Source organism: Pseudomonas sp. DG56-2 (assembly GCF_004803755.1).
GTDB lineage: Bacteria > Pseudomonadota > Gammaproteobacteria > Pseudomonadales > Pseudomonadaceae > Aquipseudomonas > Aquipseudomonas auratipiscis.
Genome location: NZ_CP032311.1, coordinates 1,495,684 through 1,516,030, shown reverse-complemented (window position 1 = coordinate 1,516,030; position 20,347 = coordinate 1,495,684). Strand labels below are relative to the sequence as shown.

17 protein-coding genes are annotated in these 20,347 nt (G+C 60.0%); 5 read left to right on the top strand and 12 right to left on the bottom strand.

Annotation, left to right across the window (positions count from 1 at the left end; translation table 11 throughout):
• Positions 1–28: 28 nt before the first annotated feature.
• The 4 genes from pheA to mtnA all read right to left on the bottom strand — a co-directional run bounded on the left by pheA (position 29) and on the right by mtnA (position 6,288).
• Positions 29–1,123, bottom strand: a complete 1,095-nt coding sequence (gene pheA, locus D3Z90_RS07070) for a prephenate dehydratase (RefSeq protein ID WP_136475067.1) — start codon at positions 1,121–1,123, stop codon at positions 29–31.
• Positions 1,123–2,208: a 3-phosphoserine/phosphohydroxythreonine transaminase gene (gene serC / locus D3Z90_RS07065; RefSeq protein ID WP_136475066.1), complete on the bottom strand. Its 1,086-nt coding sequence runs from the start codon at positions 2,206–2,208 to the stop codon at positions 1,123–1,125. Before serC ends, pheA begins: the two co-directional genes overlap by 1 nt.
• Before the next feature lie 96 nt (positions 2,209–2,304).
• Complete coding sequence (gyrA, locus tag D3Z90_RS07060) at positions 2,305–4,932, bottom strand: DNA gyrase subunit A (RefSeq protein WP_136475065.1); 2,628 nt, start codon at positions 4,930–4,932, stop codon at positions 2,305–2,307.
• A gap of 279 nt (positions 4,933–5,211) precedes the next feature.
• Positions 5,212–6,288 carry an S-methyl-5-thioribose-1-phosphate isomerase gene (gene mtnA, locus D3Z90_RS07055; RefSeq protein ID WP_136475064.1) on the bottom strand — a complete coding sequence of 359 codons (1,077 nt, stop codon included), beginning with the start codon at positions 6,286–6,288 and terminating at the stop codon, positions 5,212–5,214.
• 109 nt (positions 6,289–6,397) lie between these two features.
• Here mtnA and D3Z90_RS07050 point away from each other — a divergent pair, with 109 nt between their 5' ends.
• The 4 genes from D3Z90_RS07050 (at position 6,398) to D3Z90_RS07035 (ending at position 10,002) form a co-directional block, all read left to right on the top strand.
• Positions 6,398–7,729, top strand: a complete 1,332-nt coding sequence (locus D3Z90_RS07050) for a TRZ/ATZ family hydrolase (protein ID WP_136475063.1) — start codon at positions 6,398–6,400, stop codon at positions 7,727–7,729.
• A gap of 63 nt (positions 7,730–7,792) precedes the next feature.
• A complete protein-coding gene (ubiG, locus tag D3Z90_RS07045) occupies positions 7,793–8,491 on the top strand; it encodes a bifunctional 2-polyprenyl-6-hydroxyphenol methylase/3-demethylubiquinol 3-O-methyltransferase UbiG (RefSeq protein ID WP_136475062.1) in 699 nt (232 codons plus the stop codon).
• A gap of 2 nt (positions 8,492–8,493) precedes the next feature.
• Positions 8,494–9,165, top strand: coding sequence for an N-acetylmuramic acid 6-phosphate phosphatase MupP (mupP, locus tag D3Z90_RS07040; RefSeq protein ID WP_136475061.1), 672 nt, complete (start codon positions 8,494–8,496; stop codon positions 9,163–9,165).
• A 96-nt stretch (positions 9,166–9,261) separates the two neighbouring features.
• On the top strand, positions 9,262–10,002 hold the full coding sequence (locus tag D3Z90_RS07035) for a YciK family oxidoreductase (RefSeq protein WP_136475060.1): 741 nt from the start codon (positions 9,262–9,264) through the stop codon (positions 10,000–10,002).
• Between the two features lie 2 nt (positions 10,003–10,004).
• On the opposite strand, the gene D3Z90_RS07030 is transcribed toward D3Z90_RS07035, so the two are convergent.
• The 7 genes from D3Z90_RS07030 to D3Z90_RS07000 form a co-directional block, all read right to left on the bottom strand.
• Positions 10,005–10,757, bottom strand: coding sequence for a TenA family transcriptional regulator (locus D3Z90_RS07030; RefSeq protein WP_371922311.1), 753 nt, complete (start codon positions 10,755–10,757; stop codon positions 10,005–10,007).
• Positions 10,758–10,828: 71 nt separating this feature from the next.
• Positions 10,829–13,285 (bottom strand): EAL domain-containing protein, encoded by a 2,457-nt coding sequence (locus D3Z90_RS07025; protein WP_136475058.1) that lies wholly within the window; start codon positions 13,283–13,285, stop codon positions 10,829–10,831.
• 108 nt (positions 13,286–13,393) lie between these two features.
• On the bottom strand, positions 13,394–15,226 hold the full coding sequence (locus D3Z90_RS07020) for an ABC transporter ATP-binding protein (protein WP_136475057.1): 1,833 nt from the start codon (positions 15,224–15,226) through the stop codon (positions 13,394–13,396).
• Positions 15,219–15,851, bottom strand: coding sequence for a DsbA family protein (locus D3Z90_RS07015; RefSeq protein WP_136475056.1), 633 nt, complete (start codon positions 15,849–15,851; stop codon positions 15,219–15,221). Before D3Z90_RS07015 ends, D3Z90_RS07020 begins: the two co-directional genes overlap by 8 nt.
• A 3-nt stretch (positions 15,852–15,854) precedes the next feature.
• Positions 15,855–16,793, bottom strand: coding sequence for a rhodanese-related sulfurtransferase (locus tag D3Z90_RS07010; RefSeq protein WP_136475055.1), 939 nt, complete (start codon positions 16,791–16,793; stop codon positions 15,855–15,857).
• A gap of 107 nt (positions 16,794–16,900) precedes the next feature.
• A complete protein-coding gene (locus D3Z90_RS07005) occupies positions 16,901–17,200 on the bottom strand; it encodes a BolA family transcriptional regulator (protein ID WP_136475054.1) in 300 nt (99 codons plus the stop codon).
• Positions 17,201–17,215: 15 nt separating this feature from the next.
• Positions 17,216–17,740 carry a DUF2059 domain-containing protein gene (locus tag D3Z90_RS07000; RefSeq protein WP_038608281.1) on the bottom strand — a complete coding sequence of 175 codons (525 nt, stop codon included), beginning with the start codon at positions 17,738–17,740 and terminating at the stop codon, positions 17,216–17,218.
• 157 nt (positions 17,741–17,897) lie between these two features.
• On the opposite strand from D3Z90_RS07000, the gene D3Z90_RS06995 reads away from it, so the two are divergent.
• A complete protein-coding gene (locus D3Z90_RS06995) occupies positions 17,898–19,292 on the top strand; it encodes a class II fumarate hydratase (RefSeq protein WP_136475053.1) in 1,395 nt (464 codons plus the stop codon).
• Position 19,293: 1 nt separating this feature from the next.
• Here D3Z90_RS06995 and D3Z90_RS06990 read toward each other — a convergent pair whose 3' ends face one another.
• Positions 19,294–20,250 (bottom strand): DMT family transporter, encoded by a 957-nt coding sequence (locus D3Z90_RS06990; RefSeq protein WP_136475052.1) that lies wholly within the window; start codon positions 20,248–20,250, stop codon positions 19,294–19,296.
• Positions 20,251–20,347 lie beyond the last annotated feature (97 nt).

Here is a 20,347-nt window from a genome sequence, read left to right as displayed (position 1 = left end):
CAAATCTGCGTGCACGCCACTCATTACTTCAAAGTACCGCTTTTGGATAGGAACCCAAGACCTTGAGCGCCACGGCCTCCTGGCTGATCTGCTCCAGCACGGCCTTGATCAGCGGATCACGGTGGTGACCGATGAAGTCGATGAAAAACACGTAGGTCCATTTACCACTGCGCGACGGACGGGTTTCGATACGCGTGAGGTCGATGCCGTTCTCGTGGAACGGTACCAACAACTCGTGCAAGGCGCCCGGCTTGTTGCTCATGGAGACGATGATCGAGGTCTTGTCGTCGCCGGTAGGTGGCACTTCCTGGCTGCCGATCATCAGGAACCGCGTGGAGTTGTCCGGGCGGTCCTCGATTTTTTCGGCCAGGCGGGTCAAGCCATACAGACCTGCAGCCATGTCGCCAGCAATGGCAGCCGAGTTCCACTCACCCTTGACCCGCTTGGCAGCTTCGGCGTTGCTCGCTACCGCTACGCGTTCGACGTTCGGGTAGTGGGCGTCCAGCCACTTGCGGCACTGGGCCAGCGACTGGGCGTGGGAGTAGATACGACTGATACTGTCGGTCTTGGTGTTTTCACCCACCAGCAGGTGATGGTGAATCCGCAGCTCAACTTCGCCACAGATGACCATGTCATGCTCAAGGAAGCTGTCCAGGGTGTGGTTGACGGCACCTTCGGTGGAGTTTTCCACCGGCACCACACCAAAGTTGACGGCACCGGCCGCCACTTCGCGGAACACTTCGTCGATAGCAGCCATCGGCTTGCTGATGACCGCGTGACCGAAGTGTTTCATCGCCGCGGCCTGGGTGAAGGTACCCTCAGGCCCCAGGTAGGCAACCTTCAGCGGTTGCTCCAGAGCCAGGCACGAGGACATGATCTCCCGGAACAAACGGGCCATTTCTTCGTTACCCAGGGGCCCCTGGTTACGGTCCATGACGCGCTTGAGCACCTGGGCTTCACGCTCCGGGCGGTAGAAGATCGGCTCTTCACCGGCAGGCAGTGCTGCCATCTTGACCCGAGCCACTTCCTGGGCACAGCGGGCACGGTCACTGATCAGCTCGAGAATTTTCTCATCGAGGCTGTCAATGCGCACCCGCAGCGCCTTGAGTTCCTGCTCAGACATCAAGCGTGCTCCTTCTCGAATTCAGCCATGTAGCCTACCAGCGCTTCGACCGCGTCCAGGCCCAGGGCGTTGTAGATGGAGGCACGCATGCCGCCCACCGAACGGTGACCCTTGAGGTTGAGCAAGCCACGGGCGTCGGCACCGGCCAGGAAAGCCTTGTCCAGGCGCTCGTCAGCCAGACGGAACGGCACGTTCATCCAGGAACGGGCGTTGGCACTGATCGGGTTGCTGTAGAACTCGCTGCTGTCGATAAAGCCGTACAGGCGATCTTTCTTGGCCCGATTGCGCTTCTCCATGGCTTCAACGCCGCCTTGCTCCTTGAGCCACTCGAAGACCAGGCCCGAGAGGTACCAGGAATAGGTCGCCGGGGTGTTGTACATCGAGCCGTTGTCGGCGGCGACCTTGTAGTCGAGCATGGTCGGGCAACTGCTGCGGGCGCGACCGAGCAGGTCTTCGCGGACAATTACAACGACCAGGCCGCTTGGGCCAATGTTTTTCTGTGCGCCGGCGTAGATAAGACCGAAATCGGAAACATCGACCGGACGGGAAAGGATGTCCGAGGACATGTCGACGACCAGCGGTACGTCACCGGTCTGCGGCACCCAGTCGAACTCCAGACCACCGATGGTCTCGTTCGAGGCGTAATGCACGTAGGCGGCACCCGGCGTCAGGTTCCACTCGTTCTGACCAGGGATGTTCAGGTAGTCGTAGGGTTTGGCGCTGGCAGCAACGTTGATGTTGCCGAAGCGACGGGCTTCTTCAATGGCTTTTTTCGACCAGATACCGGTTTCGATATAGTCGGCAGTGCCATTTTCAGGCAGCAGGTTCAAGGGGATTTCGGCGAACTGCTGGCTCGCACCGCCCTGCAGGAACAGCACTTTATAGTTGGTGGGAATGGACATCAGGTCGCGCAGATCCTGCTCGGCCTTTTCGGCAATGGCCACGTAGTCGTCGCTACGGTGACTCATTTCCATCACTGACAGACCCTTGCCATTCCAATCCAGCATTTCGGCCTGGGCGCGCTGCAGAACAGCATCGGGAAGCGCAGCAGGGCCTGCGCAGAAGTTAAAGGCTCGTTTGCTCACATCCACTCTCGCTCTGCTCATGATGTCCGGGGAGCGGGCCGTGCGTTGCAAACCTGCAGCGCTACGGCCACCCCACCTGGATTACGCTACTGTTGGTTATTCCTGCGGCGCCTCTTCGTCGCCAGCGGCGGCGGCCTCTGGTGCTTCAACGGCGTCAGTATCTTCTTCGTAGTCTTCGTCACCTTCCTCTTCGGATGGCTCCTGGACACGTTCCAGACCTACCAGGGTCTCGTCGCTGGCCAGCTTGATCAGGGTGACACCCTGGGTGTTACGACCCAAGCTGGAAACCTCACCAACGCGGGTACGGACCAAGGTGCCCTGGTCGGAAATCAGCATGATTTCTTCGCCTTCCTGCACCTGCACCGCACCGACCAGACGGCCGTTACGCTCGTTGCTGACCATGGCAATAACGCCTTGACCGCCACGCTTGTACTCGGGGAACTCGCCGATTTCGGTACGCTTGCCAAAACCACGTTCGGAGGCGGTGAGGATCTGGCTGCCCTCCTCCGGAATGATCATGGAGATCAGCTTCTGGCCTTCGGCCAGACGCATGCCGCGTACACCACGGGCGGTACGGCCCATGGCCCGAACATCGGACTCTTTGAAACGGGTGACCTTGCCAGCGTCGGAGAACAGCATGACTTCGCGCTCGCCATCGGTGATGGCGGCAGAAATCAGTACGTCACCTTCGTCCAGCTCCAGGGCGATCAGACCGACGCTACGCTGACGGCTGAACGACTCCAGCGGGGTCTTCTTCACGGTACCGTTGGCGGTCGCCATGAAGATGAAGTGACCTTCGGTGTATTCCTCGACCGGCAACATGGTCGAGATGTACTCGCCTTCGTCCAGCGGCAGCAGGTTGACCAGAGGTCGACCGCGCGCAGCACGGGAGGCTTCCGGAATTTCGTAAGTCTTGAGCCAGTACACCTTGCCCTTGCTGGAGAACAGCAACAACGTGGTGTGGCTGTTGGCTACCAGCAGGTGCGAGATGTAGTCCTCGTCCTTGACGCCAGTGGCCGACTTGCCTTTGCCGCCACGACGCTGAGCCTGATAGGCCGCCAGCGGTTGGGTCTTGGCGTAGCCGCCGTGGGAGATGGTCACGACCCGGTCTTCTTCCGGAATCATGTCGCCCAGGGTCAGGTCGAGGCGCGCATCGAGAATTTCGGTACGGCGCACGTCGCCGTATTCGGCACGGATCAGTTCCAGCTCTTCGCGGATCACTTCCATCAGGCGCTCAGCGCTGCTGAGGATGCGAATCAGCTCGCCGATCTGGTTGAGGATTTCCTGATACTCGGCCAGCAGCTTCTCGTGCTCGAGGCCGGTCAGGCGGTGCAGACGCAGGTCAAGAATGGCCTGGGCCTGTTCTGGCGAGAGGAAATACTTGCCATCACGCAGGCCGTATTGCTCATCGAGGTTTTCCGGACGGCAGGAATCGGCGCCTGCACGCTCGACCATGATCTGTACGGCACTCGATTCCCACGGTGTGCTGATCAGCGCTTCTTTGGCTTCCGACGGCGTCGGCGAAGCCTTGATCAGGGCGATGACCGGATCGATGTTGGACAAGGCTACCGCCTGGCCTTCAAGGATATGGCCACGCTCACGCGCCTTGCGCAGTTCGAACACGGTACGGCGAGTAACGACTTCGCGACGGTGACGAACGAATGCTTCGAGCAGGTCCTTGAGGTTCAGTACCCGTGGGCGGCCATCGATCAGCGCGACCACGTTGATACCGAAAACGCTCTGCAGCTGGGTCTGGGCGTAGAGGTTATTGAGAATAACCTCTGGCACTTCGCCACGACGCAGCTCGATGACGATACGCATACCGTCCTTGTCGGACTCGTCGCGCAGCTCGGTGATGCCTTCGAGTTTCTTTTCCTTGACCAGCTCGGCGATCTTCTCGATCAGACGCGCCTTGTTCAGCTGATACGGCAGCTCGGTAACGACGATCTGCTGACGGCCACCGACCTTGTCGATGTCCTCGACCATCGAGCGTGCACGCATGTAGATGCGCCCACGACCAGTGCGATAGGCCTCGATGATGCCCTGGCGACCGTTGATGATTGCTGCGGTCGGAAAGTCAGGACCCGGGATGAACTGCATCAGTTCATCAATGGAGATTTCCGGATTGTCGATCAGCGCCAGGCAACCGTCGATGACTTCACCGAGGTTGTGCGGCGGGATGTTGGTTGCCATGCCCACGGCAATACCGCTGGAACCGTTGACCAGCAGGTTGGGGATCTTGGTCGGCATGACCGCCGGGATCAGCTCGGTGCCGTCGTAGTTGGGCACCCAATCGACGGTTTCCTTGTGCAGGTCGGCCAGCAGCTCATGGGCCAGCTTGGTCATGCGCACTTCGGTGTATCGCATGGCCGCGGCATTGTCGCCGTCCACCGAACCGAAGTTGCCCTGGCCGTCGACCAGCAGGTACCGCAGCGAGAATGGCTGCGCCATACGTACGATGGTGTCGTATACAGCCGTATCACCATGCGGGTGGTACTTACCGATCACGTCACCGACCACACGGGCGGATTTCTTGTACGGTTTGTTCCAGTCGTTACCCAGTTCGCTCATCGCATACAGAACGCGGCGATGCACGGGCTTCAAGCCATCACGCGCATCGGGCAGTGCACGCCCGACAATGACGCTCATCGCGTAGTCGAGGTAGGACTGTCTCAGTTCGTCTTCGATATTGACCGGGAGGATTTCTTTGGCCAGTTCGCCCATGAGAAGCCTGATTCCTTTTTCTGGTGAAACCTCGTCACATCCATATGGGACGAACGAAGCTCGCCGCTGCAAAGTGACTCTTTGCAGCGACTTACGACAAATCAACGAGTTAAGCCATGGATCTGCGCAGTAAAGACAGCCTCATAAGGCTGCCTTGGAAACCGTCGGATGTTACCACAATCGCCCAGACGGTGGGAGTAGGCTGCGGCACTACTACCCTACTGCTCGTCAGTAACGCCCGCCAGGCCGTACCAGCAGGCCGCAAGCGCAGACAAACACTCAATGCAAGCGCTTGCGACACATCAGTTGCGCCATCTTTACCGTGTCCGGACGTTCGACAATACCTTTCTCGGTGACAATGACATCGATCAGGTCCGCCGGGGTTACATCGAATACCGGATTGAACGCATCGACCTCGGCGCCCACGCGCGTGCCGGCAACCTCCATCAGCTCGCTGGCATCACGCTCTTCGAGGAGGATGTCTTCACCGCTGTCCAGGTTCAGGTCGATGCTCGAACTTGATGCAACCACCATGAAGCGCACGCCGTGGTGCATGGCATTGACTGCCAACTGATAAGTACCGATCTTGCTGGCCACGTCGCCATTGGCACTAATGCGCTCGGCACCGACAACAACCCAGGTGATACCCTTGGTTTTCATCAAGTGGGCGGCAGCGGCATCGGCATTGACGGTCAAGGGAATGCCATCGTTGGCCAACTCCCAGGCTGTCAGCCGCGAACCTTGCAGCCATGGCCGGGTTTCGTCGACATACACCCGTTCAACCATGCCCTCCAGATAAGCTGCACGAATGACCCCCAAGGCCGTGCCGAAACCGCCGGTTGCCAGCGCGCCGGCATTGCCGTGGGTAAGCACCGCCTGCTCGTTGCCCTGATGCTTGCGAATCAGCTCGGCGCCCAACTGGGCCATAGTCAGGTTTGCTTCTCGATCGCTGTCGTGGATGGCAATGGCTTCAGCCTCCATGATGGCCGCCACATCCTCACCTTCCTTGATTCGCAGCAGACGCTCGCGCATGCGATTGAGCGACCAGAACAGGTTGGCGCCGGTTGGACGCGAATGCAGCAGGGTCTCGAAGTCTTCCTCCAGGGCCATTTCCCAATCGTCGCCCTCAGCCAGGCGCTGGCGCACGGCCATGGCCAGGCCATAGGCCGCACAAATGCCGATGGCAGGCGCACCGCGCACTCGCATCGACGCAATGGCTTGCGCCACCTGGGCTGCATCGGAACAGGCTTGCCAGCGCTCTTCAGCTGGCAGAACGCACTGGTCGAGCAAGTACAAGATGCCATCACGCCAATCGATGGCGTTCACCTTCTCTGCTGCCAGTAGTCGATCGCGCATGCCTCACCCCGTCATTCGGACATCAAAAGCGCACGATTATAGCGAGCCCCAGGCGCAGACGCTCGGGTATACTTCGCCCTCAGCCCATGTGTCCCAGGAAAATCCTGCCATGCCCAAACCCGCTACACCGCTCGACCTGTTGCTCCTGCCGACCTGGCTGGTGCCTGTCGAACCTGCCGGGGTGGTATTGAAGGATCATGGCCTGGGTATCCGTGATGGCCACATTGTTTTCATCGGCACCCGCGCCGAAGCCGAGCGCTTTGTCGCCAGCGAAACCCGCGAGCTGCCAGGCTGCCTGCTCAGCCCCGGGCTGATCAACGCCCACGGCCATGCCGCCATGACCCTGTTTCGCGGCCTGGCCGACGACCTGCCGCTGATGACCTGGCTCGAAGAACACATCTGGCCGGCCGAAGGCCGCTGGGTGGATGAAGCATTCGTGCGTGATGGCACCGACCTGGCGATCGCCGAGCAGATCAAAGGTGGCGTTACCTGTTTTTCCGACATGTACTTTTTTCCCAAGGTCGCCAGTGAACGGGTACACAACAGTGGTATCCGTGCGCAAATCGCCGTACCGCTGCTCGACTTCGCGATACCAGGCGCACGCACCGCCGAAGACGGCCTGCATCAGGCGGTCGAACTGTTCGGCGACCTGCGCTACCACCCACGCATAACCGTGGCCATGGGCCCGCATGCCCCGTACACGGTGAGCGACGAAAACCTGGAAAAAATCCGCGTCATCGCCGAAGAACTCGACGCGCCGATACACATGCACATCCACGAAACCGCGTTTGAGGTGGAGCAATCGCTGGCCACCCGCAACGAGCGCCCGCTGGCCCGCCTGGCGCGCCTGGGTCTGCTCGGCCCGCGCCTGCAGGCTGTGCACATGACTCAGATCAGCGACGACGACCTGGCCCTGCTGGTAGAAAGCAACACCAGTGTGGTGCATTGCCCGGAATCCAACCTCAAGCTGGCCAGTGGTTTCTGCCCCGTGGAGCGTTTGTGGCAAGCGGGTGTCAATCTAGCTGTGGGTACCGATGGTGCGGCCAGCAACAACGACCTCGACCTGCTCGGTGAAACCCGCACCGCCGCCTTGCTGGCCAAGGCAGTGGCCGGCTCGGCTGCTGCCCTGGATGCACACCGGGCCTTGCGTATGGCCACCCTCAATGGGGCGCGGGCGCTGGGCCTGGAAGCAGTGACAGGTTCGCTGGAAGTGGGCAAGGCTGCCGACCTGGTCGCATTCGATCTGTCGGGATTGGCCCAGCAACCACTCTATGAGCCGGTTTCACAACTGATCTACACCAGCAATCGTGACTGCGTGAAGCATGTCTGGGTTGCTGGTCAACAATTGCTCGATGAGCGCCGCCTGACCCGCATGGACGAGCAGGCCCTGCATGCCGCCGCCTGCGCCTGGGGCCAGCGGATCGGCGAGCGTAGCGAATAACCGGCCGGCCGCTGAGGCTGCCAGCCCGTGACACCTTTAATCAAAGTTTCAGAGGAGCGCTCCATGAGCAACGTCGACCACGCAGAAATCGCTAAATTCGAAGCCCTGGCCCATCGCTGGTGGGACCGTGAAAGCGAATTCAAGCCCCTGCACGACATCAACCCACTGCGGGTCAACTGGATTGACGAACGGGTCAAGCTGGCCGGTAAGAAGGTTCTCGACGTCGGTTGCGGCGGCGGCATCCTCAGCGAGGCCATGGCTCAGCGCGGCGCCACTGTCATGGGTATCGACATGGGTGAAGCACCATTGGCCGTGGCACGCCTGCATCAGCTCGAGTCCGGCGTAGAGGTGGAATACCGCCAGACCACCGCCGAGGCGCTGGCCGAAGAAATGCCCGGGCAGTTCGACGTGGTGACCTGCCTTGAGATGCTCGAGCACGTGCCTGATCCCTCCTCGGTGATCCGTGCCTGCTACCGCATGGTCAAGCCCGGCGGCCAGGTGTTCTTCTCGACCATCAACCGCAACCCCAAGGCTTACCTGTTCGCGATCATCGGCGCTGAATACATCATGAAGCTGCTGCCGCGCGGTACCCACGACTTCAAGAAGTTCATCCGCCCTTCCGAGCTCGGCGCCTGGAGCCGTGAAGCCGGCCTGAACGTCAAGGACATCATCGGCCTGACCTACAACCCGTTGACCAAGCACTACAAGCTGGCCAACGATGTCGACGTCAACTACATGATCCAGACCCTGCGCGAGGAATGAGCATGCGCCTGAGAGCAGTACTTTTCGACATGGACGGCACCCTGCTCGACACGGCGCCGGACTTTATCGCCATCTGCCAGGCGATGCTCGCCGAACGTGGCCTGCCGGCAATCGACGACCAGCGCATCCGCGACGTGGTCTCCGGCGGTGCCAAGGCGATGGTAGCGGTTACCTTCAACCTTGACCCAGAAGCACCGGAATTCGAAGCCCTGCGCCTGGAGTTCCTCGAGCGCTACCAACAAGGTTGTGCGGTTCACAGCAAACTCTACGACGGCATGGCTGAATTGCTCGCCGACATCGAGAAAGGCAACCTGCTGTGGGGCGTGGTCACTAACAAGCCGGTGCGTTTCGCCGAGCCGATCATGCAGCAGCTAGGGCTGGCCGAACGCTCGGCCCTGCTAATTTGCCCCGATCACGTGAAGAACAGCAAGCCAGACCCCGAGCCGCTGATCCTTGCCTGCAAAACCTTGAACCTGGACCCGGCCAGCGTGCTGTTTGTCGGTGATGACCTGCGCGACATCGAGTCTGGTCGTGATGCCGGCACCCGCACCGCAGCGGTGCGCTATGGCTACATTCACCCGGACGACAACCCCAACAACTGGGGTGCGGATGTTGTGGTCGATCATCCGCTGGAGCTGCGCAAGGTGCTCGATAGCGCACTCTGCGGCTGCTGATTTGGTCACGCGGGCAAGCCCCCACAGGCTGGTAGTCTCCCCTGTGGGAGCGGGCTTGCCCGCGATGAAACGTCCCACTTCCCACGAGGTAACCCCATGTTCGAATATTCCGCCCGCCCCGACCTGCTGCAAGGCCGGACCATCATGGTCACCGGCGCTGGTCGTGGAATCGGTGCAGCTGCGGCCAAGGCCTACGCTGCCCACGGCGCGACCGTACTGTTGCTGGGCAAGACCGAAGGCAACCTGAGCCAGGTCTACGATGAGATCGAAGCGGCCGGCCACCCCAAGCCTGCGGTGATTCCATTCAACCTGGAAACCGCACTGCCGCATCAGTACGACGAACTGGCAGCGATGATTGAAAGCGAGTTCGGCCACATCGATGGCTTGCTGCACAACGCCTCGATCATTGGCCCGCGCACGCCGCTGGAGCAGTTGTCTGGCGATAACTTCATGCGCGTCATGCAAGTCAACGTCAACGCCATGTTCATGCTCACCAGCACCCTGCTGCCGCTGCTCAAGCTGTCTAAGGATGCATCGGTGATCTTCACTTCCAGCAGCGTCGGGCGCAAAGGCCGGGCCTACTGGGGCGCCTACGGTGTGTCGAAGTTCGCCACCGAAGGGTTGATGCAAACCCTCGCCGACGAACTGGAAAACGTGGCCCCGGTTCGCGCCAACAGCATCAACCCAGGCGCCACCCGCACCAGCATGCGTGCCCAGGCTTACCCGGGCGAGAACCCGGAGAACAACCCGTTGCCTGAGCAAATCATGCCGGTCTACCTGTACTTGATGGGCCCGGACAGCACTGGCGTCAACGGCCAGGCGTTCAACGCCCAGTAAGCTCAGCTCTCTACCAGTTCCGCCTGAACCCGGGCGGGCTGGTGCTGTTCCAGTTGCATGCAGCGCTCCAGAAACAAGAACATGTAGTCGTAGCTCTTGCACACCGCCCGCCGCAGCTCGGTCTGCAGCGCCTGGGTTGGATGATTGCCCGCCAGGGTGCAGACGATTTCCAGTGCTTCCCATGGGTGGGCGTCATCGTACTGGGCATGCATCTTCAGCCACTTCATGGCGCGCTTGCGACCCTCCTCGGGGAAGCCCTGGGCATAAACGCCGGTAGAGCACACCACCGCCGACCATTCGCCCGTCGCACCTTCGATTGCATAGTTGGTCGCCGCCACCGCCACCACCAGCGAATCGGCTGCACAGGTGTGCCAGCACCAATCGCTCAATGCGTTGAGCTCAGCCGGCACTTCCTGGGCCTGCAGGTCTTCCAGGCTAACGCCATGGGCCTGGCTCCAGTACAGCCAGTAATCGGCATGATTGAGCTCGACACGAATGTTGCGCATCAACCAGCGACGCGCCATGTCTTCGCCGGGATGGCGGGCGTAGCGGGTCTTGGTCAGGTTCTTGGCCATGTACAGGGAAAACTGCTCGACTACCGGCCAGCCGCCAATCAGGTACTGGCGCATGGTGCGGGCGCTGAGCCGGCCATCTCGCATACGCTGGTAAAGTTCGTGTTCGACTACCCGACGCTTGCTCTCATGACAGTCTTTGATCAACTGCTGGGCCCAGAGCGGGTAACTGGTGGGGTCCATCAATGGACCGGTACGGACAAACGCGTCAATCACTTTTAGCTCCTTGTTCCTTGTGATTATTCGTGCAGATTTCAGCGAAAAGTCCCTGGTGCCTTGAACAACAAAGGCCTTGCTGCAATCCGTTGGCGCTGCAAGCTGTCGCAGGTAAACGCCTGCGGTCGCTCGATCAGGTAGCCCTGGGCGTAGTCGACACCTATTTCCTGCAGGGCCTGCTCAATCAACGGCGTTTCGACGAACTCGGCAATGGTGCGTTTGCCCATGACATGGCCGATATGATTGATGACCTCAACCATAGCTCGATTGACCGGATCATCGAGCATGTCCTTGACGAAACTGCCGTCAATTTTCAGGAAATCCACGGGCAGATGCTTTAAATAGGCGAACGACGACATTCCGGCGCAGAAGTCATCCAGCGAGAATCGGCAACCAAGGCTCTTCAACTCGTTGATAAAGCGTATGGCACTGCCCAGATTGGCAATGGCGCTGGTTTCGGTAATCTCGAAACAGATCATTTGCGGCGGAATGCCATATTCCCCGAACAGCCGGCGCAGGTACTCGAGGAATTTGTCATCGCCGATACTGCTACCGGACAAATTGATCGCACACATGGCCAGCGGGCCATCACCGCGCTCATCCAGGCACTGGCGAATCACCTCGAAAACATTGCGCACCACCCAACGATCCAGCGCAGTCATCAAACCGTAGCGCTCGGCGGCTGGAATGAAACTGTCGGGCAGGATGATGCGCCCGTTTTCATCCTGCAGGCGCAGGAGAATTTCGATGTGCCCTGCCCCGTCATGCTCCCCAAGGGCCGCGATTTCCTGGGCGTACAGGCAAAAGCGGTTTTCTTCCAGCGCCACATGCAGCCGCTGAATCCAGGCCATTTCGCCAAAACGCATGGACAGCTCGCTGTCGTCAGCGTGATACACCTGCACCCGATTGCGGCCCTTCTCCTTGGCCATGTAGCACGCCATATCCGCGGCACGCAGGGAGGCCTCAAGGGTGACAGGTGCCTGGGATACATGCACCAGCCCGATACTCACGGTGGTCATGAACGGGCGGTTCTTCCAGACAAAATGCAGGTTCTGAACGGCCTGGCGCAGGCTTTCAGCAATGCGCTCAGCCTGCTCATGCCCACAATTCTCAAGAAGAATACCGAACTCATCACCGCCCAGGCGCGCCAGGGTATCGCCTTCGCGCAATCCCGCCTGCAGCACGGCACAGATGTGCCTAAGCAGTTCGTCACCAGCAGCATGCCCACAGGTGTCGTTGACCAGCTTGAACTGGTCAAGATCGAGGAACATCAGCGCATGCCGCGCCGGTTTACGCGCCAGGGCGTTGAGTGCCTGCTCCAGGCGATACTCGAATTCGCGGCGGTTGGCGAGGCCGGTCAGTGCGTCATGGGTCGCCTGCCAGGACAGGTTGGCGATGTACTGACGCTCCTGGGTCATGTCATGCAGAACCAGCACGGTGCCGCTTATCTGCCCTTCAGCCATGATCGGTGCCCCCACCAGGGTCACCGAGACGGTACTGCCATCAAGGCGCTGGATCAGCTTGGTATGCTCGGTGCCGCCGCTGAAGTCTCCACCAAGAATGCGCTCAACCAATGTCAGGCTGTTTTTCTCGGCGCTCTCGTCGAGCAGGCTGAACAGCGCCGCCAGGGGCAAGCCCTGGGCCTGGGCCGCATGCCAGTGGGTCAATTGCTCGGCCGCAGGGTTCATGTAAGCGATGCAGCCTTCAACATCGGTGGTGATCACGCCGTCGCCAATCGACTCCAAGGTAATCTGCGCCCGCTCCTTTTCTACCTCCAAGGCGTTGGCAAAGGCTTGTCGTTGGGCCAGCAACTTGCTTGAGCGCATCCATGCCAAGGCAATCAGAAACAAGGCGGTGGCCAGGTTGGTCACCAGCAGTACCCGCAGCAGTACACGGGAACCTTCGCCCAAAGCATCACTGAACGCTCGGGCCGCAGGCGTTACACCATCGTTGATCGTGGCGATGCGCGCCTTCCATTCGGCCACATCGCTGGCGGTGGCGGTGTTACTGCGAAAGCCGTCCTGCATCTGTTGAGCGACATCGTTGAGCTGCTTCAGAAAGCTATCGCCCACCGACCACAGCTCAATGGCCTTTTCCAGGTAACTGACCTGGCGAAAGTTCAAGTACAACCAGATAAGACTGGAGACATCATCGGGGTGATTGCCGCCCTGCAAAATACCGCGTCGCGCCGCGTCCAGATCCGGTTCGGGCAGATCCAGGGCAGCACGCAGGTCATGTCCGCCCTGCGGCACGGCGAAGGCAGTCTGATACTTTGCGAAAACCGCTTCGTCGCGATTGTCGGCATACAGGTTGAGGTAATAGATGGCGTCCTTTTGTCCCTTGGACCAAAGGCTCTCCCCTGCTACATAGCCACGTACTGCCGACAAGGCGTAGAGACTGATCCCCCCCAGTAATGCCTGAAACAACACCACGGCGACAAATGGCCAAATGATGCCGAACAAGTTCGGGGCTTCGAGAGTCCTTTTTCGCTTCATGAGGTCCCTTGCACACAGAGCCGGATGAATCTTTATCTTATAAAGGCACAGCCTAGGCTATTTGCTGGCAATACTGGAGAGCTTTTCTCCTTTACACGCAGTTTAAGCTCAACTCTGCTGCAGATGACCATACAGCTTGGCATACAAGCCGCCATCAGCGATCAACTGCTGATGATCGCCATCCTCGGCCACATGCCCTCCATCAAAAACCAATACCCGGTCTGCCTGCTTCACTGCTGACAGACGATGGGCAATGATCAACGTAGTGCGCGCACTGAGAAAGCGTGCAAGCGCCTGGTGCAGGTTGTATTCGGTCGCCGCATCGAGGGCCGAGGTCGCTTCGTCGAGGATGACCACCTTGGGCTCGGCCAGCACCATGCGTGCGATTGCCAGGCGCTGGCGCTGGCCACCCGACAGGCGCACGCCCGAGCGGCCCACCACGGTGTCCAGACCACGGGGTAGCGCGGCGATGGTGGATTCCAACTGGGCAATAGCCAGCGCCTGCCAGCAGGCTTCGTCGCTGCAGTCTCGCCCCATGGTCAGGTTGGCACGCACGGTGTCGTTGAACAGCGACGGATGCTGCAGCACCACAGCGACATGCTCGCGCAAGGTTTCCAGGCCGATGTCCTGCAGGGTCGAACCACCGAAGCGAATGGTACCGGCCTGCGGGCTATAGAGGCCAAGCAGCAACTGCACCAAGGTGCTCTTGCCGCCACCACTGGCCCCGACGATGGCAACTTTTTCACCCGGGGCAATGGACAGGTTCAACTGATCGAGAACCGGTTCGTCGGCATAGGCAAAGCGCAAGCCCTGCACTTCGATACCGACGGTGTCACGCCCCCTGAATGGATCGACGCCACCTGGGTATTGCGGCTCGTCGGCACGCGCCAGCAACTCGTTGAGCCGGCTCAATGCGCCGCCTGCAGCGTAGTAGGCGTATTGCAAGTTCAGCAACTGCTCGACCGGGCCAATCATGAACCACAGGTAGCTGAACACTGCCAGCATCTGCCCGATCGACAGGTCGGAAAACAGCACCGTGAGCATCGCTGCCGCGCGGAAAATATCGATGCCGAATTGAAACAACAGACCACTGGCGCGGCCGCTGGCATCACTCTTCCACTGCGACGCTACCGCATAATTACGCACTTCCTGGGCACGCAAGCCCAGACGCCCGAGGAAATAGCCCTGACGGTTGCTGGCCCGAATTTCCTGGATGGCATCCAGGGTTTCGGTCAGCGCCTGGGTGAAGCGTGAAGTACTGTCGTTCTCAAGCTTCTTCAGGTGCTTGACCCGCTTACCCAACTGCACCGTGGCAAAAATGACCAAGGGATTGAACAGCAGAATCAACAGCGCCAGCTTCCAGTGCATCCACATCAAGATCGCCGCGGTGCCGGTAAGGGTCAGCATGGCGACCAGGAAGCGGCTGAGGGTTTCACCGACGAACTTGTCCAGGGTATCCAGGTCAGTGACCAGATGAGTGGTCACGGTGCCGCTGCCCAGGCTTTCGTACTCTTTGAGGGAAATTCGTTTGAGACGCTCGATCAGGCGAATACGCAGGCGGTAGACAATATCCTTGGCAAGGCCCGCGAACAGCTTGGCCTGGACCACGTTGAAGGCCAGTGCGGCGCACCGCAGGCACAGCGTGAGCACCAGCATCAAACCGATGTAACCTGCCGCTACCTGCCAGCTGCCCGGCAGGAACTGATTCATCCACTTGAGCGCGGCATCACCATGCCCGAGCAATACTTCATCGACCAGCAACGGTAACAACAGCGGGATAGGAACGCTGCACAGCGCCGCCAGTACCGCGACACCGTTGGCAATCCACAGGGCTTTTTTATGCTGCAACGCCAGACGGCGAATTTCCGCCCAGCTCAGCCGATCGGCAACGGCTGGCGCCGGCCCCGGCACAGGGTCGGGTGACCCGGGGACATCAAGCACAGGCAGCCTGCTGCAGCCAGCGGCCGAGCAGCGGACTGAGGGATTCAAGCGGCTGATACCCATTGGTCAACAGCGCCAACTGACCGTTACGTTCCGCCAGCAAGGTTGGAAACCCGGCGATGCCCAGATCCTGCACCCAGGTGATATCGGAGGCCGTGGCCGAACGCACGTCAGCACTGGCAAAGCGCTCGGCAAACAGCCCGCGCTCGTAGCCGGCCTTTTCAGCCAGCTCCACCAGTTTCGGCGCAAGGGTGACGTCTTCACCACCTTGGTAGAACGCCTGCTGGATAGCCGCGAGCAATATCCAGGTGCGCTCCACGTCCAGGCCGCGCGCCGCCACCAATGCCCGACAGGCGGGCTCGGTGTCGTAGACGAAACCTTCCGGCATCGCACCTTCGAGGGTAAAGGGCTGACCGGTGGCGGTATTAACAGCCTGCCAATGATCAAGAATGTAGCCGCGAGTCGATGCGTCCAGTGCACTGCTGCCGGTACGCAAGCCGCCTGGCACCAGGTGGGTTTCGACACCGACGTCACGGGCCTGGGCGATCAAGGCCTGCGCGACGGGTGCAAAGCCCCAGCACCAGGAGCACATCGGGTCCATCACATAGAGCAGGCGTGCGGACATCTATCAGGCCTCGGCGGCTTTGCGGTAGTTGTGACCGATTGGGTGCGGCATGTTGCGAGCCTTGGCCAATTCGATCTGCTTCTGCCGGTCAACGGCGCTGCGGCGGGTCTTTTCGCTCAAGCTGTCCCAGCAATGCGGGCAGCTGATACCTGGCGAATAATGCTCGGACGCACGCTCTTCGACGCTGATCGGTGTACGGCAGGCATGGCATTGGTCGTAGTCGCCCTCGCTCAGGTCGTGACGCACAGTGACCCGGTTGTCGAACACGAAGCAGTCGCCCTGCCAGCGGGTTTCTTCCTGCGGTACCTCTTCGAGGTATTTCAGGATGCCGCCTTTAAGATGATAGACCTCTTCGAAACCTTCACCGAGCATGTAGCTGGAGGCTTTTTCGCAACGAATGCCGCCGGTGCAGAACATGGCCACTTTCTTGTGGCGCGACGGGTCGAAGTTGGCCTTGATGTAGTCCGGGAACTCACGAAAGGTGGTGGTTTTCGGATCGATTGCACCATCAAAGGTGCCGATGGCCACTTCGTAGTCATTACGGGTGTCGATGAGCAGTACTTCCGGGTCGCTGATCAGCGCATTCCAGTCCTTGGGCTCAACATAAGTGCCAACCTTGTGGTTCGGGTCTACGCCCGGCACACCCAGGGTAACGATCTCTTTCTTGAGTTTGACCTTGGTGCGATAGAACGGCTGTTCATCGCAATAGGATTCCTTATGGTCGATATCCTCGAGCCGTGCGTCGCTGCGCAGCCAGGTCAACAGGCCATCGATCCCTTCGCGGGTGCCCGACACGGTGCCGTTGATGCCTTCTTCGGCCAGCAGCAAGGTGCCCTTGACGTCGTTGCTCAACATGGTTTCGAGCAGCGGTTCGCGCAGTTCGATGTAATCTTTCAGGGTGACGAACTTGTACAGCGCCGCCACGACGATAGCTTGGGTCATGCAATGAATCTCCAGGTGGTCACCCTCGTAAAGGGCGGACCGGATGACAAAAAAAACGCGCCGTCGAGCGGCGCGTTGCACATTCTAGCAAAAACCTGACGATGAAATCAGTGTTTGCTACCACCTGCGCAGGTGGGTGAAGCGGGTGCTGCACCGACCTTCTGCCATTCCTCAGGGGTATAGGTATGCAGGGCCAAGGCATGCACCTGGCCCATCAACTCGCCGAGGGTGGCGTAGACCTTCTGGTGGCGCTTCACGCTGTTCAGGCCAGTGAACTGTTCGCTGACCAGTACAGCTTTGTAATGGGTTTCCTGCCCACGGCTGTGCATATGGCTTTCATCGAGCACCGACAGGTGCTGAGGCGCCAGCGCGGCCAGGCTCTGTTCAATCTTTTGCTGCATGGACATGGCGGGCTCCGCGTATTACTTCTTCGCTGGCGCGGCGGCCTTGCCAGCGTTCGGGTCAAGTTCCTTGGTCATATCAGCCAACAGCTTGTTGACCACCGGCACTGCACTTTCCAGCTTTTGCTGGGTCAGTTGCGCCGATTGCTGGGTGACCTGAGGCATTTTTTCCAGGACTTTCTTGCCCAGCGGCGACTGGTAGAAGGCTACCAGGTCTTTCAGCTCGCTTTCGCTGAAGGTGCTGGTGTACAGCTTGACCATGTCGGGTTTGAGCTTGTTCCAGCCGATGGCCTGGTCCAGCGCGGCGTTGGCCTTGGCCTGGTAGCTGTCGAGCACGGACTTTTTCGAAGCAGGCGCCTTGGTCTGCTCGAAACGTTGGGCAAACATCTGCTGCACCTGCATATAGACCGGGGTGCCCAGCTTGTCAGCGTGCGCCATCATGAGGAATTTTTCGGCACTGGCGTTGTGGCTAGCGGTATCGGCAAGCACCTGGCCGCTGGCGCAGACCAGCGCAACAGCAGTGCAAAGGGCGCGAAGACGGGTCATCGTAATTCCTTCATTAGGACAGAAGAGGTAGTACCCCAGAGTAGAGCATTCTGCGCCGACTCGGGCGCAGCACTCAAGTGGGTCGACGAGCGATGGAACCGCTGCGACTAAAAGGGACCTAAACTGCGAATTCAGACCACAAGGGAGTGAGTGCAGTATGAGCCGTATCGAAACTGACAGCCTGGGGCAGGTCGAAGTTCCTGAGCAGGCCTACTGGGGAGCCCAGACACAACGCTCGATGATCAACTTCGCCATCGGCAAGGAGCGCATGCCAATCGCTGTCCTGCATGCGCTGGCGATGATCAAAAAGGCTGCTGCACGGGTCAATAACCGCAACGGAGACCTGCCGGCCGATATTTCCCGTCTGATCGAACAAGCGGCCGATGAAGTGCTCGATGGCCAGTTGGACGATCAGTTTCCACTCGTCGTCTGGCAGACAGGCAGTGGCACGCAAAGCAACATGAACGTTAATGAAGTTATCGCCGGGCGCGCCAACGAACTGGCCGGCAAAGGGCGCGGCGGCAAGATTCCGGTTCACCCCAACGATCATGTCAATCGCTCGCAAAGCTCCAACGACTGCTTTCCAACGGCCATGCACATTGCCGCGGCGCAGGCTGTTCAGCACCATCTGCTGCCAGCGATCACCGAATTGTCCTCAGGCCTGGCCGAACTCTCGGCACGTCATCTGCACCTGGTCAAGACCGGTCGCACGCACATGATGGATGCCACCCCGATCACGTTTGGCCAGGAAGTATCGGCCTATGTCGCTCAGCTCGATTACGCCCAGCGCGCAATCCGTGCCGCGCTGCCTGCCGTGTGCGAGCTGGCCCAGGGAGGTACCGCGGTCGGCACCGGCCTCAACGCCCCACATGGTTTTGCCGAAGCTATCGCCGCAGAGTTGGCCGCCCTCTCCGGCCTGCCCTTCGTGACGGCGCCGAACAAGTTTGCCGCCCTGGCCGGGCATGAGCCGCTGACCACCTTGGCCGGTGGCTTGAAGACCCTGGCGGTGGCCTTGATGAAAATCGCCAATGACCTGCGCCTGTTGAGTTCAGGCCCGCGTGCCGGCCTTGCCGAAGTGCGCCTGCCGGCCAACGAACCGGGCAGTTCGATCATGCCTGGCAAGGTCAATCCGACGCAGTGCGAGGCGCTGTCGATGCTCGCCTGCCAGGTGCTGGGCAACGACACGGCGATTGGCTTTGCCGCAAGCCAGGGGCACTTGCAGTTGAACGTATTCAAGCCGGTCATCATTCACAACCTGCTGCAATCGATCGAGCTGCTCGCCGACGGCTGCCGCAACTTCCAGCAGCACTGCGTGGCCGGCATCGAACCCGATGCCGAACAAATGGCAGCGCACCTGGAACGCGGGCTGATGCTGGTCACCGCGCTCAATCCGCACATCGGCTACGACAAGGCGGCGGAGATAGCCAAGAAGGCCTACAGCGAAGGCACCACCCTGCGCGATGCGGCCCTGAGCCTGGGCTACCTGAGTAACGAACAGTTCGATCAATGGGTACGCCCGCAAGACATGCTCGAACCGGGTAAAAAAGGCTGAATCAGCGGGCCAGGCGCACTCGCCTGGCCCGCCAGCCGGCAAGCAGCGACGGCCCCAGCGCGGTCAGCACCGAGCCCACTACCACCACCATTGCACCGATATATCCCAGCGTGTTGATCTGCTCGGCGTGCACATAGTTCGGCCAGAACCAGGCCGCCAGCGCCACGGCGACAAACGTCACCAGCGGCGTCAGCGCCAGGGTGGCACTGACCTTGGACGCTTCCCAGTGCGCAAGCGCTTCGGCGAAAGCGCCATAGGCAACCAAGGTATTGAGGCAGCAGGCGAGCAATAGCCAGCCTTGCAGCGGGTTCAGTTGCAAGGCTTCTAGCGGATGCACCCACGGCGTGAGGAGCACCGCGCAGCACAGGTAGATGACCATCATCACCTGCATCGAATTCCACACCGTCAACAATTGCTTCTGACTCAGGGCGTAGAACACCCAAATGGTGGTAGCCAGGATAATAGTCAGTACACCGGTGGTGTAGACACTCAGGGACGTCAGCAGCTCTTCCAGGCGTTGGTTGAAGAACAGGCCAAACCCCATCAGTAGAATCAACAGGCCCACACCCTGACCCAGACTGAAGCGTTCCTTGAATAAGATCACACTGGCCACCAGCAGCAGCACCGGACCAAGCTGCACCACCAATTGCGCGGTGCCCGGGCTGAGCAGGTTGAGTCCCATCAGGTACAGCACGTAGTTGCCGACCAGGCCACCCGTGGCCAGCGCTACCAGCCCCCAGCCTTTGCGCCCAAGACGATTGAACGACGGCAGGCGCTTGCTGGCCGCCAGCCAGGCAAACAACAGGCCGCCGGACACCAACAGGCGAAACCAGGTGACAGTGACCGGGTCCATCACCTGCAACACTTGTTTGAGCTTGATCGGCAGGATGCCCCAGAGCAAGGCGGTCAGCAGTGAAAGTGACAGACCGTAGACCCAGCGTCCGGAAGAAATGTGCATAACAGCCTCAATAGCCCTGTGTGGCGGAAGCCTGAATTCTACGGATTGGCTGTGGGGGCCGACAGGTACAATTGCAGAAAAGATTTCAGCACTTCAT

Excerpts from the sequence above, each read along its gene's own strand:
- D3Z90_RS07050 (WP_136475063.1), top strand. The coding sequence starts at position 6,398 with ATGCCCAAACCCGCTACACCGCTCGACCTGTTGCTCCTGCCGACCTGG.
- pheA (WP_136475067.1), bottom strand. The coding sequence starts at position 1,123 with ATGTCTGAGCAGGAACTCAAGGCGCTGCGGGTGCGCATTGACAGCCTC.
- D3Z90_RS07015 (WP_136475056.1), bottom strand. The coding sequence starts at position 15,851 with ATGTCCGCACGCCTGCTCTATGTGATGGACCCGATGTGCTCCTGGTGC.
- D3Z90_RS07000 (WP_038608281.1), bottom strand. The coding sequence starts at position 17,740 with ATGACCCGTCTTCGCGCCCTTTGCACTGCTGTTGCGCTGGTCTGCGCC.
- D3Z90_RS07005 (WP_136475054.1), bottom strand. The coding sequence starts at position 17,200 with ATGTCCATGCAGCAAAAGATTGAACAGAGCCTGGCCGCGCTGGCGCCT.
- ubiG (WP_136475062.1), top strand. The coding sequence starts at position 7,793 with ATGAGCAACGTCGACCACGCAGAAATCGCTAAATTCGAAGCCCTGGCC.
- mtnA (WP_136475064.1), bottom strand. The coding sequence starts at position 6,288 with ATGCGCGATCGACTACTGGCAGCAGAGAAGGTGAACGCCATCGATTGG.
- D3Z90_RS06990 (WP_136475052.1), bottom strand. The coding sequence starts at position 20,250 with ATGCACATTTCTTCCGGACGCTGGGTCTACGGTCTGTCACTTTCACTG.
- mupP (WP_136475061.1), top strand. The coding sequence starts at position 8,494 with ATGCGCCTGAGAGCAGTACTTTTCGACATGGACGGCACCCTGCTCGAC.
- D3Z90_RS07030 (WP_371922311.1), bottom strand. The coding sequence starts at position 10,757 with ATGGACCCCACCAGTTACCCGCTCTGGGCCCAGCAGTTGATCAAAGAC.
- D3Z90_RS07010 (WP_136475055.1), bottom strand. The coding sequence starts at position 16,793 with ATGACCCAAGCTATCGTCGTGGCGGCGCTGTACAAGTTCGTCACCCTG.
- D3Z90_RS07025 (WP_136475058.1), bottom strand. The coding sequence starts at position 13,285 with ATGAAGCGAAAAAGGACTCTCGAAGCCCCGAACTTGTTCGGCATCATT.
- gyrA (WP_136475065.1), bottom strand. The coding sequence starts at position 4,932 with ATGGGCGAACTGGCCAAAGAAATCCTCCCGGTCAATATCGAAGACGAA.
- D3Z90_RS06995 (WP_136475053.1), top strand. The coding sequence starts at position 17,898 with ATGAGCCGTATCGAAACTGACAGCCTGGGGCAGGTCGAAGTTCCTGAG.
- D3Z90_RS07035 (WP_136475060.1), top strand. The coding sequence starts at position 9,262 with ATGTTCGAATATTCCGCCCGCCCCGACCTGCTGCAAGGCCGGACCATC.